The 15,909-nt window shown below is 48.4% G+C and carries 14 protein-coding genes and 1 pseudogene; 9 read left to right on the top strand and 6 right to left on the bottom strand.

The window, feature by feature from the left end; all coding sequences use genetic code 11:
• Positions 1 to 8: 8 nt before the first annotated feature.
• Genes ACF2G4_RS22780 through ACF2G4_RS22765 form a run of 4 tightly spaced genes read left to right on the top strand, consistent with a single transcriptional unit; the run spans position 9 to position 3,485 of the window.
• On the top strand, positions 9 to 1,028 hold the full coding sequence (locus tag ACF2G4_RS22780) for an acyl-CoA dehydrogenase family protein (protein ID WP_409076590.1): 1,020 nt from the start codon (positions 9 to 11) through the stop codon (positions 1,026 to 1,028).
• Positions 1,025 to 1,228: a hypothetical protein gene (locus ACF2G4_RS22775; RefSeq protein ID WP_409076589.1), complete on the top strand. Its 204-nt coding sequence runs from the start codon at positions 1,025 to 1,027 to the stop codon at positions 1,226 to 1,228. Before ACF2G4_RS22780 ends, ACF2G4_RS22775 begins: the two co-directional genes overlap by 4 nt.
• Positions 1,229 to 1,240: 12 nt before the next feature.
• Positions 1,241 to 2,461, top strand: coding sequence for an SfnB family sulfur acquisition oxidoreductase (locus ACF2G4_RS22770; protein WP_409076588.1), 1,221 nt, complete (start codon positions 1,241 to 1,243; stop codon positions 2,459 to 2,461).
• Positions 2,448 to 3,485 (top strand): LysR family transcriptional regulator, encoded by a 1,038-nt coding sequence (locus ACF2G4_RS22765; protein WP_409076587.1) that lies wholly within the window; start codon positions 2,448 to 2,450, stop codon positions 3,483 to 3,485. The genes ACF2G4_RS22770 and ACF2G4_RS22765 overlap by 14 nt, the downstream gene beginning before the upstream one ends.
• 48 nt (positions 3,486 to 3,533) lie before the next feature.
• Here ACF2G4_RS22765 and ACF2G4_RS22760 read toward each other — a convergent pair whose 3' ends face one another.
• The 3 genes from ACF2G4_RS22760 to ACF2G4_RS22750 form a co-directional block, all read right to left on the bottom strand.
• A complete protein-coding gene (locus ACF2G4_RS22760; protein ID WP_409076586.1) occupies positions 3,534 to 4,601 on the bottom strand; it encodes an Ldh family oxidoreductase in 1,068 nt (355 codons plus the stop codon).
• A 25-nt stretch (positions 4,602 to 4,626) separates the two neighbouring features.
• The gene (dctA, locus tag ACF2G4_RS22755) at positions 4,627 to 5,955 is read right to left on the bottom strand and encodes a C4-dicarboxylate transporter DctA (RefSeq protein WP_409076585.1); all 1,329 of its coding nucleotides are present in this window, start codon (positions 5,953 to 5,955) and stop codon (positions 4,627 to 4,629) included.
• A 373-nt stretch (positions 5,956 to 6,328) separates the two neighbouring features.
• On the bottom strand, positions 6,329 to 7,105 hold the full coding sequence (locus ACF2G4_RS22750; protein ID WP_409076584.1) for a DeoR/GlpR family DNA-binding transcription regulator: 777 nt from the start codon (positions 7,103 to 7,105) through the stop codon (positions 6,329 to 6,331).
• Between the two features lie 212 nt (positions 7,106 to 7,317).
• Between ACF2G4_RS22750 and ACF2G4_RS22745 the strand changes: the two genes are divergently transcribed.
• The 4 genes from ACF2G4_RS22745 to ACF2G4_RS22730 are packed head-to-tail and all read left to right on the top strand — an operon-like array spanning position 7,318 to position 10,618.
• The gene (locus ACF2G4_RS22745; protein ID WP_409076583.1) at positions 7,318 to 7,614 is read left to right on the top strand and encodes a putative quinol monooxygenase; all 297 of its coding nucleotides are present in this window, start codon (positions 7,318 to 7,320) and stop codon (positions 7,612 to 7,614) included.
• Positions 7,615 to 7,628: 14 nt separating this feature from the next.
• Positions 7,629 to 8,711, top strand: a complete 1,083-nt coding sequence (locus tag ACF2G4_RS22740) for an isocitrate/isopropylmalate dehydrogenase family protein (RefSeq protein WP_409076582.1) — start codon at positions 7,629 to 7,631, stop codon at positions 8,709 to 8,711.
• A gap of 15 nt (positions 8,712 to 8,726) precedes the next feature.
• On the top strand, positions 8,727 to 9,989 hold the full coding sequence (otnK, locus tag ACF2G4_RS22735) for a 3-oxo-tetronate kinase (RefSeq protein ID WP_409076581.1): 1,263 nt from the start codon (positions 8,727 to 8,729) through the stop codon (positions 9,987 to 9,989).
• A 20-nt stretch (positions 9,990 to 10,009) separates the two neighbouring features.
• A complete protein-coding gene (locus ACF2G4_RS22730; RefSeq protein WP_409076619.1) occupies positions 10,010 to 10,618 on the top strand; it encodes an aldolase in 609 nt (202 codons plus the stop codon).
• 179 nt (positions 10,619 to 10,797) lie between these two features.
• Here the strand turns inward: ACF2G4_RS22730 and ACF2G4_RS22725 are convergent, their stop codons facing one another.
• From ACF2G4_RS22725 to ACF2G4_RS22715, 3 genes are all read right to left on the bottom strand, one after another.
• Positions 10,798 to 11,760: an AEC family transporter gene (locus ACF2G4_RS22725; protein ID WP_409076580.1), complete on the bottom strand. Its 963-nt coding sequence runs from the start codon at positions 11,758 to 11,760 to the stop codon at positions 10,798 to 10,800.
• 74 nt (positions 11,761 to 11,834) lie between these two features.
• Complete coding sequence (locus tag ACF2G4_RS22720; protein WP_409076579.1) at positions 11,835 to 13,112, bottom strand: MFS transporter; 1,278 nt, start codon at positions 13,110 to 13,112, stop codon at positions 11,835 to 11,837.
• A gap of 655 nt (positions 13,113 to 13,767) precedes the next feature.
• Complete coding sequence (locus ACF2G4_RS22715; RefSeq protein WP_409076578.1) at positions 13,768 to 14,493, bottom strand: GntR family transcriptional regulator; 726 nt, start codon at positions 14,491 to 14,493, stop codon at positions 13,768 to 13,770.
• Positions 14,494 to 14,776: 283 nt separating this feature from the next.
• Between ACF2G4_RS22715 and ACF2G4_RS22710 the strand changes: the two are divergent.
• Positions 14,777 to 15,896: pseudogene (locus ACF2G4_RS22710) on the top strand (IS3 family transposase).
• The last annotated feature ends 13 nt before the right edge of the window (positions 15,897 to 15,909 follow it).

Genomic DNA, 15,909 nt, shown 5'->3' with positions numbered 1-15,909 from the left:
GCGTAAACATGTTACCCCATCGTCAATCTCATTCCCAAACGGCTAACCGCAATGTGATCAGAGATGATAAACATGCCGTGGCCGTGGCAACGGCGCTGTCGGAACAGTACGCCCTGGAAGCTCGCCAACGTGATGAGCAACGCATTCCACCTGACGTCGAAATGGCCCTGTTTGCTAAATCTGGCTTATTGGGCTGTACATTGCCTGCTGAATACGGCGGTGCGGATATCGCGGTTTCGACGCTGGTCGATATTATTCGTCTGATTTCTATTGCCGATCCCTCTATTGGTCAGATTCCTGTCACCTATTTTGGTGCGATTAATACGCTCAAGACGTTGGGGGCAGAGCCGCAAAAACGACGCTATTTCGAGCGTGTAATGGCGGGTGAGCGTTTTGGGAGTGCGACCTCTGAGCGTGATACCCGACATGCGCGGGATATAAAAACGACCCTCCAGGCGAAGGGAGATTTTTATCTGCTGAATGGCACAAAATACTATTGTACCGGTGCGCAGTTTTCGGACTGGCTACAGGTTTTGGCTCTGGACGAAGAGGGGCATCTGGCCCGGTTATTTGTGCAAACCCATAGTGAAGGTGCCACGTTGCACAATAACTGGACTGGTTTTGGCCAACGCGTTACCGGGAGTGGTAGTGTCTCCTTTGATCAGGTTGTACTTGAGGCGTCGCAGATCCTTCCAGCACATACGCTCTATGATGATCAGTTGTCATTGCAGGGCGCCTTTGTCCAGATTTTACATGCTGCTATTGATGCAGGCATTGCAGAAGCTGCCCTCAGAGATACGCAATCTTTCATTAAAACACGCTCCCGTCCATGGATAGACAGTGGCAAAGAAACCGCGGGTGAAGATCCCTACATCGTTTCTGCCATCGGACTGCTTTCTGTCAGATATAAAGCTGCACGTGCTTTATTAAGCCGGGCAGCAGAAAAGCTGGATGCGCTCACCACCCAACGTGTCACGGCAAAAATGGCGGCGACATATCCGTTGCTGTGGCCGAAGCACGAATTTTGACCACGCAAATCGCATTGGATGCGTCACAAAAATTGTTTGAACTGGCTGGCACTAGCTCTGCTTTAGGCCATTTGGGCTTTGACAGGCACTGGCGTAATGCACGTACCCATACGCTGCACGATCCTATTCGCTGGAAATACAAAATCGTTGGCAATTATTGGCTGAATAATGAATACCCGCAGCGCCACTCTTTTATCTAACTGGAGCCAGAGATGATTGACCTTTCACGTAATAAGATGCCATCTCAGATGCTACCTGCCTATGTTATTCGTTCTGAGCAGGATGCGTTGGCAGTGATACAAGAGGTGGTCGGGCAGATTGCCGCCTCATCATCTGAACGCGATGTGACACGCACGCTGCCGGCCAGTGAACTTAACATCCTTTCTCAGAGTGGAATCTTGGGCATCACGGTACCTAAAGCGTTTGGTGGTTCAGATGTTAGCACACGCACGCTGGTAGAGATTGTGATTGCGCTCAGTGAAGCCGACCCCTCTATCGCACAAATTCCGCAGACGCATTTCTATTCAGTTGAGTGTTTTAGGCTATTAGGTAATCAGCAGCAGCAGCAGACGTTCTTCGCTAAAGTGCTAAGAGGAGAACGGTTTGGGAATGCGGTGGCTGAAACTCAGGGTAAAACCGCCTCTGCCGCACACCGAAATACGCTGTTAACGCATACCGCTGCGGGATATCACATCAATGGCGCTAAGGCGTATTGTACCGGAGCCTTACTGTGTGATTGGCTGGCCATCTTCGTCAAAGATGACGAGGGCTTTCAGCATATGGCTTATGTGCCTAAAGATAGCCCCGGATTGACACTGCATGATGACTGGACAGCCATGGGGCAACGCACCACTGCCAGCGGAAGCGCGACACTGGATAATGTGCCGGTGGTCAGCACACATATCCTTCCTTTTCAGTCGCTCTTCGATTCGCCCACGAGACTGGGGCCCTATTCTCAGATCTACCATGCTGCTATCCAGATAGGTATTGCGCGTGCTGCCTTGAAATATTGTCGTCACTTTGTGCTCACGCGTTCACGTCCCTGGATCGACAGTGATGTCGACAGTGCCGCTAAAGACACGTTATTACTGGCAGATTATGGTGCGCTTATGACGGAGTTACATGCAGTAGAGACAATGATCATGGATGCGGCAGAAAAGGTAGATGAGATCAAACGGCACCCTGCACCTCAGGCCGAAGCGTCAATTGCCGTTGCGGAAGTGAAAACGCTTTCAACAGAATTGTGTTTGAATGCCAGTACCAAGCTTATAGAACATGCTGGTGCACAGGCAGCACTTGCCCAATATAATCTTGATCGTCACTGGCGGAATGCCCGCACGCATACTTTGCATGATCCGGTTCGCTGGAAATACGCTGCTATTGGCAATTACTACCTGAACGGTATTTTGGCTCCACGTCGTGGTTATATCTGATTGGAGCTCTATAGCAACGGGCAAGCTGAGCGCTGTTTATACAGAGTCAGTTGTTATACTCTCTGAATCATATTGTTTGCACTATTTATCGTTAATGCATGAACTTACGTCAGGAGCGTCAAGGTTGGTCAATGTCAGCGGCCTGGATCTTATCACACTGAGAATTTTTGTTCTGGCTGCACATACGCGTAGCCTGACGCAGACATCTGAACATGTCTACATGACACTTTCTGCCGTGAGTAAAAGAATAAATGAACTGGAAAAGTTGATTGGACAGCGTCTGTTCGAACGGCGTCCACAGGGATTGCAGCTTACGCCGGCCGGTGAATCGATTCTGATGCAAGCGAAATCTGTGGTTGCTAGCGTAGATATCCTGACACAGCAAATGAATGCCTATGTCATAGGCATTAATGAAAATATTCGTGTCTGGGCAAACACGTCTTCCATTGTTCAATTTCTTCCAAAAGATCTCTTTGCGTTCCAGAGTCTACATCCAGATGTGAAAATTCTTCTGGAGGAGCGACTAAGTGTGGAGATTATTAAAGCGCTTAATCATGGCGACATTGATGTGGGGATTTATTCTGGCAATATTGATGCGCGTGGATTGGAGAAAAAAACCTATCGTATCGATCAGTTAGTGATCATTGCGCCTGCGTCGTTCATGCCTGAGTTAGGTGATGAATGTCAGTTCTCCCAGATTGTTGACCACTGCTTTATTGGACTGAATAATGGCAGCGCTATTCTTGATCTCATCAAGGATGCGGCTGTTTCTCAAGGTAAAAGTCTGGATATCCCCTTCCAGGTGGCTTCATTCGACGCTGCCATAAGTCTTATTGAAGCAGGCTTGGGAATTTCTATCCTGCCACGCTCCGCAGTGATAAGAATCGCTAAGGAGAGGGGGCTGCGCATCATTAAATTGCAAGACCATTGGTCGTTTCGGCAGCTATGGATCGCCTGGGCCAACGGTAATGCGTTAAATGCGGGCGCATCAGCATTGATCAAACATCTCACATTGAGCCGTTAGCGCTATCAGCCCGGAGAAAATATCCCCGGGCTGATGAAACCAGACGCGCTATGCGATTCGACTCAGGCGGAGCGCATGCGCTTGCCCGAGTTCAGCCAGTTCCCGGTAAAGCGACTGCCCGAGTGGAATGCCCTGTTGACGATGTTTTAACAGGGACAAATATTCGCGCTCTCCGGGCAGATAAATACGCTCAACATCGGTGGCTTTTTTCGCGTTTCGCATATCTGATATCGCCTTATCCATACGATCCAGATAGCTGTCCAGATCATCAAAAGAGGCCACGGGCAATACACCAAACAGGTGACCACTGTTCTGCGCGGTTGATGTTTTCTCATAGAGATCGCCGACGTCGCTGCCGAAGAAGGCCCCGGATAGCAGGGTGCTCAGCAAGCCAACCGTTAACGTCAGAGCATACCCTTTAGGTCCTCCTAATGGCGTGACAAAGCCTTTCAGTGCTTCTACCGCATCTGTGGTGGGCAAGCCATCAGGCCCGGTTGCCCAATCTTCAGGAATAGGTTTGCCTTCTTTCGCGGCAACAATAATTTTACCACGCGCTGCGATACTGCATGCCATATCCAGCACAATGGAGAAATCTTCTCGCGTTGGAAAAGCCACTGAGAACGGATTGTTTCCCAACATGGCTTCGGCACCCCCCCAAGGCGTCATGTGATTAATGGCACCAATGGTGAAGGAAAAACCTATCATATTATGTCGCGCAGCCATCTCGGTATAATAGGCTGCTGCACCAAAGTGGTTGCTGTTTTTCACGGCAACAAAAACACAATCGCCTTCGGCTGCTTTCTCGATAGCAAGCTGCATAGCCTGAACACCAACAAGGTGACCTAGTCCATTATCGCCATCCACTACGGCGGTAGTGCGGGTCTCACGCAGGATTTTCATGCTGGCTTTGGGATTGGTTCCGCCGTCAAGGATCCTTTTGACGTATATCGGAAAACGCACAACACCATGCGAATACACCCCACGCAGATCTGCCTCAACAAGGTTTTTTACCACAATGCGGGCATCATCAGAAGGAACACCAATATTCTCCAGAATTTGCGTACAAAACGCGGTTAAGTGGTTTTCTGAAACCAGTACATCATTTTCAGTCGTCATGTTTACCTCTGGAATAAATGACAGATTAAGAAGGCTGAGATTTGCTGTGTTTTTCCCGTTGCATGGCCAGCTTCAGGCTTTGAGCAGTGATTTCTTTCTCGCGGTTAGATATCACGAGTGTGGCCACAATATTCCCAATCACATTCACGATGGCGCGGCCCTCGCTGATGATGCGATCAATACCCAGTAACATGGTGACGCCTACCAGCGGGATCTCAGGCACCAGTGCAAGCGTGGCAACGAGCGAGACAAAACCTGCTCCGGGGACTCCTGCTGAACCCTTTGTGGTGAGCGTTGCAACCGCCAGGATCATCAATTGATGCCAGATGGTTAAGTCGACATGCATTGCCTGTGCTAAGAAAAGGATGGCCATGGTGAGATAGATGTTGGTGCCATCGGAGTTGAAGACATAGCCTGAAGGGACAACTAAGCCTACTGTACCAGGTCGGCAACCCAGATTTTCAAGCTTACGCATCACGGATGGTAATGCGGCATCAGAAGATGATGTGGCCAGCACCAGCAACAGCTCGCTTTTGAAGTGACGCAGTACAGACATAATGTTGAAGCCATATTTGAGTCCAATCGTGCCCAGTACGACAAAAACAAAAAGTGCAGCTGTAATGTAAAAGCAAACAATCAGCACCAGCAGGGAGTTGAGCGATGCCACACCAAATTTTCCTACCGTAAATGCCATTGCACCGAAGGCACCTATAGGCGCGAAGCGCATGATCACGTTGATGATGCCAAAGATCCATTCCGCGCCTGCATCGACGAACTCACGCAACGGCTTCCCTTTGTCACCCATCCGCCCCAGCACTAACCCCATTAGCACAGAGACAAATACAACGGGCAGAATGCTGTCGCCGGTAAAAGCGCCCAGGAGCGTTTTCGGGATGATACTGAGCAGAAAGTCAGCCATTCCGCCTGTGTGAGAGGCTGTAACGTATTGGCTAATTTGGCTCGCATCGAGCTTGGCAGGATCGACATTAAAACTGGCACCAGGCTGAAGAACATGCGCCACCACCATGCCGATCAGAAGCGCAATAGTAGACACAATTTCAAAATAGATAAGCGCCACACCGCCAATTTTGCCTACTTCTTTAAAGTTGCGCATGTTGGCTATGCCAGACACGACAGTGAAAAAAATGACCATGCCGATGGTCATTTTTATTAGCTTAATGAATCCATCACCAAACGGTTTCATTTCAGCAGCAAGTGCTGGGTAGTAGTGACCTAACAAGATCCCGATTGCCATTGCGATGACAACCTGCAAATAGAGATTCTTCGCGATTAACCGAAAGAACCCCCCAATACTCCAGTTCACTCCTGAAGGTGTGTCGACTGAGTTAGACATGTTTTAAGTGCTCCATAGCGTTATCTGTCTGGCGTTACAATAAGCAAAGACGCCCCGCCAGAAGCGGGCAGTCTGGAATGGAAAATTAAGTTAAGAGATAACTAAATATAAAGTTTAATGACTGGCTACACGCTGTTAAATAAGTTGTGATTTGAATGGAAATTAAAAGAAAAAACAGATGAGGTTTGTGGGTGGCATTGCAAAAAAGAGTATTTAGGATTGTGAATTTTAATTTTTTATGTGTGAAGGTGGTGTGTCGAAATGGAGATATGGAAAATAAATGATGTGCGTTTTATATCAATGTGTTAGGGGAAGGGTGATGCCTCAATATTCATTGATAATTAATTTATCACATGATTTCACAAAATAGAATTCAATCATTCACATCCAATTCAGCAATGATGATATTTGAGACGCATGTCTCAAGTTTCTCGCGAGCATTGTCTGTCAGATGATTATCTGTGATTAGTGTTTCGAACTTATTAAGAGGAAGGCATTTATGGAGTGAGATCAGCCCATATTTTGATGCATCGGCCACCAGAACACTCTTTGAGGAAACTTGCGAAACGCTCTTTTTGATCTGAGATTTGTTTTCATCACTTGAAGAAATACCTGTGGCATTGAATGCCGCAGCGGAAATGAACGCAAGATCGATATTAAATTTACTGAGGGTTTCTGAGGCCAATAAGCCAACAGATGATCCATTCTCTTTATCAATTCTCCCACCAACAAAGTAAACTTCTGAGCGCGTTGACTTGATAAGAAGACTCGTTGTTTCGATATCATTGGTAATAAAGACGAGATCATGTCGGGCAGCAAGTTCACGGGCTATCTCGTAACAGGTAGTACCGGCATCAAGATAAATCACTTTTTCAAAGTTAACTAAGCTGGCTGCTGATCTCGCAATTGCCGATTTAGCATCGCGCGCGATGTTCACTTTGAACGTACGTGGAAGTTCTGTGCTTTCAACTCCAGCTTTACGCACCCCACCGGAAACCGCCTTGACCTTCTGATGTTTTCCGAGCTCGGCGATATCGCGACGAATTGTCATGTGAGAAACGCCAAAGTGTGATGTCAGATAATTTATGCTGACGTATTCACGTTCATCGATTATCTGCATAAGGAGCTTCTGGCGCTGAGAAGGGATCATAATTAGCCTCTCGAAATTTAAACCAATTAAATCAATTAGATGAGTTTTCCCTCGTTTGCCATCTGCATTGTTAGCCCACCTGTGTGAAGTCACAAATGTGACCTACGTATAATTTTTGTGAAAAAAAGCTAGTAGCACTGTTGCAAAAGGCGGGTGTATCGTAACATGCACATTGATTAATGCATACATTAACGAATACGAAAGGTGCGCAAATGTTAACTGTCTTAGTGAAGATGGTAGTGGGTGAGAATGACTATCCCCGCTTCAAACCCCTCCTGCTTTCAAATGCTGCGACTTCTTTGACTGAGCCGGGCTGTAAGTTCTTTAGCGTTTCAGAAAAGACGATCGAAGAATCGCAACAGATCGAGTTCCTCCTGTATGAAGAATACACAGATATGGAAGCCTTCAAAGTGCACCTAAAGACCGCGCATTTTCTCAGTTTTGATGCTGAAACTGCCGGGATGTTGGTGAGCAAAGACGTTTCGTTTTACGACCTTATTCAAAAATAATGGCGAGGAAACCCATGAAAAAGTTCAATATTGCAGTTATGCCAGGTGACGGAATCGGTCGTGAAATTATGGCTCCAACGCTGGAAATTCTGGATGCGGCGACCCGTAATCTGGACGTAGGCCTGGTTTACGATCATATCGATGCGGGCGCTCAGTTTTATGCTGAAACGGGTGATGCCTTCCCGGAAAGTCATTTCGTTCGCGCCGAAAAAGCCGATGCAATTCTGTTGGGGGCGATGGGACATCCTGATATTCGTTACCCGGATGGAACGGAAATTGGACCTCAGCATGATCTGCGTAAACGTCTGGGCCTGTATGCCGGGGTTCGCCCGTGTAAAACCATTCCTTCATTGCCATTGCCACTGGTTGATGAAAGAACCAAGAATCTCGACTTCGTGATCATCCGTGAATCTACCGAAGGTTTGTTTGCGTTCCCGCGCGGTTTCACTACCGATGATGAAGAATATAAACATAACCTGATGCGTATCTCGCGGACGGTTTCCAAGAAGCTGTTTGATTTCTCCTTCAAACTGGCTCGCCGTCGTCACTCTCAAGGGCGCGGAAAAAATCTCGTTACTCATATTGATAAGGCGAATGTGCTGTCTTCACAGCATCACGCTCGTGAATGGTTCTACGAGGTGGCAGCAGACTTTAAAGATGTCAATGCTGCGCATAAGTACGTCGACTTCGCCGCGCTGGATATGGTTCGTCGTCCGTGGGAATTTGACGTTATGCCTACTGAAAACCAGTACGGCGATATCCTGTCCGACCTTGCCGCTGCACTTATGGGTGGTATGGGGATGGCGCCAAGTGGTGAGATTGGTGACACGCACGCGCTGTTCCAGCCATGCCATGGCTCTGCCCCTGACATCGCCGGTATGGGTAAAGCAAACCCAACCGCAATGATCCTTTCGGGCGCCATGATGCTTGATTACCTGGCAGAAAAGCATGAGTGCGAAGAGCTGGCCGTTGCGTCACGAAATATTGAAGAAGCGGTGCGCAAAGCCTATGAGGCAGAAAAACTGCTTCCTTATGAACTGAGTGGGACTTCCGGGCTGAAAGAGATTTCTGACGCCGTGAAGAAACATCTGCAGTAAGAAGTAGGGGCTTTTATGAAAGTTGGAATCATTGCTGATGATTACACTGGCGGCACGGATGCAGCCAGTTTTCTGGTAGAAGAGGGAATGAGTTGCATCCAGCTAAGTGGTGTGCAGGTTAACGATGTGCCGCTTGAGACAGATGCCATCGTAGTCAGCCTGAAAAGTCGAACCGAAGATCCGGTAAAGGCCGCTGCAGATTCTGTGGCAGTCTGGAAGTGGCTGAAAAAACAAGGTAGTGATGTCATTCAGTTCAAGTACTGCTCAACTTTTGACAGCACTTCAGAGGGTAATATTGGTCCGGTCACCGATGCCATTTTGGCTGAGGCGGGGCTGCTTTCCACGATCGTTGTTCCTTCACTGCCTGTTAACGGCCGAAAAGTTTTTTATGGGAATCTTTTTGTTAAAGGTGAACCGCTGAACGAGTCTGGCATGAAAGATCATCCTCTGACACCCATGCGTGATGCCAACTTGGTGCGGCTGATGGACAGTCAGTCGCAGGGAACGACCGGCCTGATTGATTATGAAACCGTTGAGAAAGGAATCACAGCTGTACGCCAGGCTTTTGAAGAATTAACTCAGCAGGGCCACCGTTATGTTGTTATTGATGCATTTGATGATGAGCATCTCACGACAATCGGTGCGGCGTTCGCGAACTACCCCTATGTGACGGGAGCCTCTGGCCTGAGCCATGGGCTGGCTAAGGCTCTGTCTGCCCGTCAGGGTGAAGGCGGTGGAAGTAAAGCATTCAAACCTACTCAGGGCAAAACGGTAGTCATTTCTGGATCGTGCTCTACGCAGACAAACCGGCAGGTTAATTACTACAAATCGCTTGCCTGCGCGCACCAGGTAGACGTTGACAAGCTTGACGATGTCGATGCCTACAGCGAGGAAATTGCCGAGTGGCTTAACGCGAATGTATCGGCCGATTATCCCCCGATGGTCTGTGCCACAGTTAACAAAGAACGTCTGGCTGAAATCAAAGCGACATATGACTTTGATGTATCCGCACGCATTGAAGTGCTGTTCACACATCTGGTTAAGAAATTGAAGCACCGCGGATTCAGTAATTTTATTTGCGCGGGTGGCGAAACTTCCGGCGCGGTTACTCAGTCACTTGACGTTAAGGAGCTGCTGGTCGGGAAGTTAATTTGCCCGGGCGTTCCGTGGGTTGCAACACTGGACAAGAGCCTGTTCCTTGCATTGAAGTCCGGAAATTTTGGTGATGATGATTTCTTTGAGTGTGCTAAGTCTCTGATCCAGGAAGCGAGGTATTAATAGTGAATTACAGAGCGTTAATGGTCTCCCAGGGACTTTCCTTCTTCCAGCGCGGGTATACGTGTGGGGGAGGGGGGAACCTCTCCCTCAAACTCCCAGATGGCAATATTCTGGCTACACCGACAGGGTCGTGCCTTGGACGTTTGGTTGAGGATGAACTTTCTGTCGTAACTCTTAATGGCGAACTGGTATCGGGTAAAAAGGCGTCCAAAGAAGTGGGCTTTCACCTTGATATCTATCGTAGCAATGCAGCAGTGAATGCAGTTGTGCATCTTCATTCCACTTATCTCACCGCGCTCTCTTCGATCGATCATAGCGAAAAAGAGAATGTGATTGAGGCCTTTACCCCGTACTACGTCATGAGGATCGGCAAGCTCCCCCTGCTGCCTTATTTCCGTCCAGGGTCGAATGAAATTGGTAAAGAGATTGCTAAATATACCTCCCAAGGATACACAGCGGTATTATTGGCAAATCACGGGCCGGTAGTAACAGGTACTGATTTCATCAATGCATCAGATAATGCCGAGGAGCTGGAAGAGACAGCAAAGCTGAAATTCCTGTTGGAAGGCATGAATGTGAGATTCCTGACGGAACCCGAGAAAGAAGCATTAAGTGGAATGAAAAGCTAATGCATCAGGCGGCCAGTGCATACATTGGGCTGATGAGGCATCTGTTTCACTTCATAGGTTTGATGGGCAGTATTCTCATGCTTTCCTGTCGGCCATTGTGGCTTCTGTTTAAAACAGATTAAGCGCCGCCTGTACCGTAAGCCATTATCTTCATAAGATAATGGCTTTTTTATATTCAATTATCCCATATATGAAAGCAAAAGAAGCACTGCTGGCAGGGTTATCAACCCCAATAAGGCAGACAGTGCAACCGCTGCAGTCACCTCCTCCTGTGCAACCTTATATCGGTGCGCAAACAAATAAACATTGGCGCCAATGGGCAAAGCCGCGGTGATCATCATCACTTTTAGGCTTAAACCCGACAGGTTTGACAGCAATCCCATGATGAGTAATGCGGCAGGATGAAAGCAATTTTTAGCCAATGCCATCATGAACGGCACACGCCAGCGTGATATTGATTTGCTGGTAGCAAGCGTCATTCCTACAAGGATCAGCGCCACCGGCGAGAAAGCATGTCCAAGAAGAATCAGAGCATTATCTACCGGTGTGGGTATCGTTAACCCAGTTAAACCGAAAAGTATTCCGCAAATAACAGGAAGTGGAACGGGATGCAGAAGCGTTTTACGCATGGATACGCCGAACGTCCTGAAAAAAGATCTTAGCCTGCCTGTACGTAAAGCCGCATTCCCTGCAGTCAGTTCTTTCGATATGGAAAATTCAATCAGACTGGTAACCATCGTCAGCATGATTAATGTATGAACTGACATCAGCGTAAAGAGCACAATAAGCCCCTCTTGTCCCCAAGTGAAGTTAACCAGCGGCACACCAATCATTGCTATATTCGAAAAAGTAGCAGAGAGCGCCATGATCGCTCCCCGGCGGTTAACGCCCTGAGTAAACATTGTGGCGAAAAACACCACCCATATCGCCAGAAAGTAAACAAGGACAGGTTTAAAATCCAGTTCGTTAAGATGTACCTGTGCCATACTGCGGAAGAAGAGGGCCGGACCAAGAATGAGGAATGCCAGGTTTGAGATGTCCATGATTGCACTGCACTTTAGCCAGCCGCTACGTACGGCAGCAAAACCGATAAGAATAAGTATTACGACGGGCAACAGAGCGTTAACTACAGGATTTGACATACCTTAAGGGTCTCTTCAACTCAAACGAAAAAAGACCAGCATAGCTGGCCAAAGGAGGATACTAGATTATTTTATCAGCTGGCCTTGGCAAGAACGCCATGACTTTTTTTCTTAATGTTAATCAGGAACCAGAAGTACGCACCAATGAGGTTCAGAACGATCGCTGAGATGAAGAAGGGCATGGTGCTGCCAAAAGCTGTCAACATGTAAGGGAAGGCAATACTGGTAAGGAAGGCCCCGAAATTACCACACATGTTCATTTTGCCTGAGACCGCGCCCGATTTCTTGCCACCCACATCAATGCAGTATGCCCATGACGGCGGTACGGTCACATCGGTTCCGAACATAGCAAGGCAGAGCCATGCAACAGCCATATATGCAGAATCACTCATCATTGCGCCAACCAGACCCGCTGCAGACAATATAAAACCGATAATTGCAGGTAGTCGGCGTGACCACAGTCCGTATCCTCTACGGTACATCATATCTACCGTGGCACCGCCTACCCAGTTACCAATTGCGCTGGCAATCAGTGGCGCTCCTGCCAGAAAACCGGTTGTGACAGCACTCAGGCCGTAGGTTTTTTGTAAATAGGGGAATAACCACGTTAAGGCAAAGTAGAAGGTGAAGCTGTGCGCGAAATATTGGAGCATTAGCAGCCACATCGTTTTTGAGCGAAAGGACATGTCCATTGGCTCAGCGACGGTAACACGCTCATCGGCGTTAGAGAGCTTTGTCTCGCGGCCTTCTTCAATCAATTTTAATTCTGCTTTTGAGATTGAACGGTGATCGGCCGGGTCATTGCGGAACCACAGGTACCAGCACACAGCCCAGATGATACCGACAGCACACAGTATATAAAACGACTCACGCCAGCCCGCAGCGTCAAGCATCCATGCCACAAACGGAAGGGCAAAAGCTGCACCAATACGTGCACCGGATAAGTTGATGCCCTGCGCTAATGCCCTTTCACTTGCTGGTAACCAACTATACATGGCGCGTGCAAAAGTCGGGAAAGCACCGGCTTCGGCGATTCCGAAAAGGAAACGCACAACCATGAGCGATACGAATCCCCAAGCCAGTCCTGTAAGGCCGGTTAACGCTGACCAAGTGATAACAAACAGCGCCAGCATGGAGCGTGGGCCCCATTTGTCAGCCATTGCTCCTGTGGGTGACTGGAAAAGTGCATAACCCAGAGAAAACATTGAAAGTACCCAGCCGAATTCAGTATCGGTTAAACCGAAATCAGATTCGATGTGGCCTTTTGCAACGGAGATAGCAATTCGGTCGACGAAGAGCAGGGCGGTAAGACTGAAAGCTACAGCCACCAGTGCATAGCGTGCTTTAGACATAGTAGATATTCCTGGTTGTGTCAGCGAGATACGCTTTAAACATTATGTTGTACTTCCTCGTTTCCTGTGTGTACTAAATTACGCACTCGTAACACACTCGTTAACGTATACGTTAATTAGTGCATTGTTTTAAGTCAATTGACCTGTAATCGCAAAGTTACGAATGTGTGATCGCTATCAAAGTTGCAGGGAAATAGTTTGTGAACGTTTATCAGGAAAGAGGTGATGGTGGTAATGGAGTGACAGGGAGCAGTATTTAGTAAGGATAAATCTCATCTCGGTAACGTCAGTAACGTGGCACGCAATGAAAAAAGGGCCGGAAAAGGCCCAAAATGATCCATGCCAGCAGCTAATCAGGCAGTGTCATGCAAAGCTGCTGTAACTGCGCTGGAGCATAAAGTCTGATCTGCAGTGGTGATCACACCACATCCTTAGGACTTCACCATCAGCAAAGATTATTGGATTCGTTAATGGATTTATTGGTTTGGATTAAATATGTCATATTTTATAAATTTAATAGTAAAAAGAATGAAAAACATAAAAAGGAATCTATGGGAAGGGGCTTTTTTAACCGAAAGCAGTGACTATCTATAAAGTCAGAACAATTTAAACAGGATAACTGCAAGACGCGATTTTAGTCCCGCAGTTTGAGTAACTAAATTTGAGTAGCGCCTAACTCTTTCAGAAGCTTCACCAGCATTGTGCTTGCTTTCTTGCGGTGCGTTTCATGCATCTGGCGTGCCTGCTTTACCTTTCCTGCAGAAATAGTCTCAATCAGAGCCTGATGTTCCCTATTTGATTTTGTCGGGCGAGGGCGCATTCTCAGTGTCAACATTCTGGCACGGTGTGACTGTTCCCACAGCTGAGAAACCATACTAATCATGCGTTTGTTATCACTGAACTCAATGAGCTTCGCGTGAAACACTTCATCAGCAGAGGCCCATGCCTGAAGATCATCCTGTTCCAGTGCGAGATCCATTGCGGCAACCGTTGCTTCAAGCTCCTGCTTTTGTTCTTCCGTTATACCCCTTTCTGCAAGCGTTGCGGCTGCGGAGCCTTCGAGTGAGGTCAGAACGTCATAGATTTCCTGCATGTCTTCGGCGGAGATGGGCAAAACCCGCATACCATGGCGGGGGCGAATATCCACCATACCATCTTGGTGCAAACGGATCATAGCCTCACGCACGGGTGTGCGGCTCATCCCGAGCAGGTCGGCTGCTTCATGTTCAAGTACCTGCGTGCCAGCCGGTAGCGCGCCATCGAGTATCCGCTGCTTTAGCAATCTATAGGCTACTGCCGACTGGGTTTCTTTGGTATTGACTAAAGATGGGGATAAGCCGGTAAGGTTTGTCGTGGTGGAAATTTCGGCATTTTTTCTCATCTGTTCAGTCTTTAGCCTCAAAATATGACATCGTTATGCGAATATTAAGCCTGTCAGATGAGAAGATTCAATTTTATTCTTGAAGCACGTTAATCCAATGAACCATGCCATGTTTGATGTCTTTTTTGCACTATGTATTCTGAACGTTGCCAGCGCATCATCTAGAGATAGTAAGACAGTATATGGACGATACATTGAAGGTGAGAAGAAACTGACCTGCTCACCGTTGATTAGTACACCCCGATGTTAGTAATGTCTTCATAAGCCACATGAGGACATCCCCATGAAGAAGCGTTTTTCCGACCAACAGATCATCAGTATTCTCCGCGAGGCTGAAGCCGGGGTATCCGCGCGTGAACTCTGCCGCAAGCACGCCATTTCCGATGCCACGTTTTACACTTGGCGTAAGAAGTGTGGCGGTATGGAAGTGCCTGAGGTTAAGCGCCTGAAGTCGCTTGAGGAAGAGAACGCCAGACTCAAGAAGCTGCTTGCCGAAGCCATGCTGGATAAGGAGGCGCTTCAGGTGGCCCTGGGCCGAAAGTACTGACGACAGACCAGAAGCGGGAAGCCGTGGTGTTGATGTGTGATGCGACCGGTCTGTCGCAACGTCGTGCCTGCAGACTCACAGGTTTGTCCCTGTCGACCTGCCGCTACGAAGCGCAGCGTCCGGCGTCGGATGCGCATTTATCCGGACGCATCACCGAACTGGCACTGGAACGCAGGCGTTTTGGCTACCGCCGCATCTGCAGCTGCTGCGCCGCGAAGGGCTTCATGTTAATCACAAGCACGTGTACCGACTTTATCATCTCAGTGGCCTGGGGGTAAAACGCAGACGACGTCGTAAAGGCCTGGCAACAGAACGTCTGCCGCTGCTCCGCCCGGCGGCACCCAATCTGACCTGGTCGATGGATTTCGTCATGGACGCGCTGGCCACCGGTCGCAGGATCAAGTGCCTGACCTGCGTGGATGACTTCACGAAGGAGTGCCTGACGGTAACCGTTGCCTTCGGGATTTCAGGCGTGCAGGTCACGCGTATTCTGGACAGCATTGCGCTGTTTCGCGGCTATCCGGCTACGATAAGAACCGATCAGGGCCCGGAATTTACCTGCCGCGCGCTCGATCAATGGGCCTTTGAGCATGGCGTGGAGCTGCGACTTATCCAGCCCGGCAAGCCGACACAGAACGGATTTATTGAGAGTTTTAAGGGACGCTTTCGCGATGAATGCCTGAATGAACACTGGTTCAGTGACGTCAGTCATGCCAGGAAAACCATCAGTGAATGGCGTCAGGATTATAACGAATGTCGCCCGCACTCCACGCTGAATTATCAGACGCCGTCTGAATTTGCGGCGGGCTGGAGAAAGGGTAATTCTGAGAGAGAAGGATCCGACATTACTAACTGAGCGTTGTATCTCA

Origin of the sequence: Pantoea phytostimulans, from assembly GCF_046118715.1 — a bacterium.
In the GTDB taxonomy this organism is placed as follows: domain Bacteria; phylum Pseudomonadota; class Gammaproteobacteria; order Enterobacterales; family Enterobacteriaceae; genus Pantoea; species Pantoea phytostimulans.
This window is presented reverse-complemented; position numbering and strand designations above follow the sequence as displayed.

What these genes read in the sequence shown, in the direction of transcription:
- ACF2G4_RS22780 (WP_409076590.1), top strand. Translation starts at nt 9, where the DNA reads ATGTTACCCCATCGTCAATCTCATTCCCAAACGGCTAACCGCAATGTG.
- ACF2G4_RS22770 (WP_409076588.1), top strand. Translation starts at nt 1,241, where the DNA reads ATGATTGACCTTTCACGTAATAAGATGCCATCTCAGATGCTACCTGCC.
- ACF2G4_RS22760 (WP_409076586.1), bottom strand. Translation starts at nt 4,601, where the DNA reads ATGACGACTGAAAATGATGTACTGGTTTCAGAAAACCACTTAACCGCG.
- dctA (WP_409076585.1), bottom strand. Translation starts at nt 5,955, where the DNA reads ATGTCTAACTCAGTCGACACACCTTCAGGAGTGAACTGGAGTATTGGG.
- ACF2G4_RS22750 (WP_409076584.1), bottom strand. Translation starts at nt 7,105, where the DNA reads ATGATCCCTTCTCAGCGCCAGAAGCTCCTTATGCAGATAATCGATGAA.
- ACF2G4_RS22745 (WP_409076583.1), top strand. Translation starts at nt 7,318, where the DNA reads ATGTTAACTGTCTTAGTGAAGATGGTAGTGGGTGAGAATGACTATCCC.
- ACF2G4_RS22740 (WP_409076582.1), top strand. Translation starts at nt 7,629, where the DNA reads ATGAAAAAGTTCAATATTGCAGTTATGCCAGGTGACGGAATCGGTCGT.
- otnK (WP_409076581.1), top strand. Translation starts at nt 8,727, where the DNA reads ATGAAAGTTGGAATCATTGCTGATGATTACACTGGCGGCACGGATGCA.
- ACF2G4_RS22730 (WP_409076619.1), top strand. Translation starts at nt 10,010, where the DNA reads ATGGTCTCCCAGGGACTTTCCTTCTTCCAGCGCGGGTATACGTGTGGG.
- ACF2G4_RS22725 (WP_409076580.1), bottom strand. Translation starts at nt 11,760, where the DNA reads ATGTCAAATCCTGTAGTTAACGCTCTGTTGCCCGTCGTAATACTTATT.
- ACF2G4_RS22720 (WP_409076579.1), bottom strand. Translation starts at nt 13,112, where the DNA reads ATGTCTAAAGCACGCTATGCACTGGTGGCTGTAGCTTTCAGTCTTACC.
- ACF2G4_RS22715 (WP_409076578.1), bottom strand. Translation starts at nt 14,493, where the DNA reads ATGAGAAAAAATGCCGAAATTTCCACCACGACAAACCTTACCGGCTTA.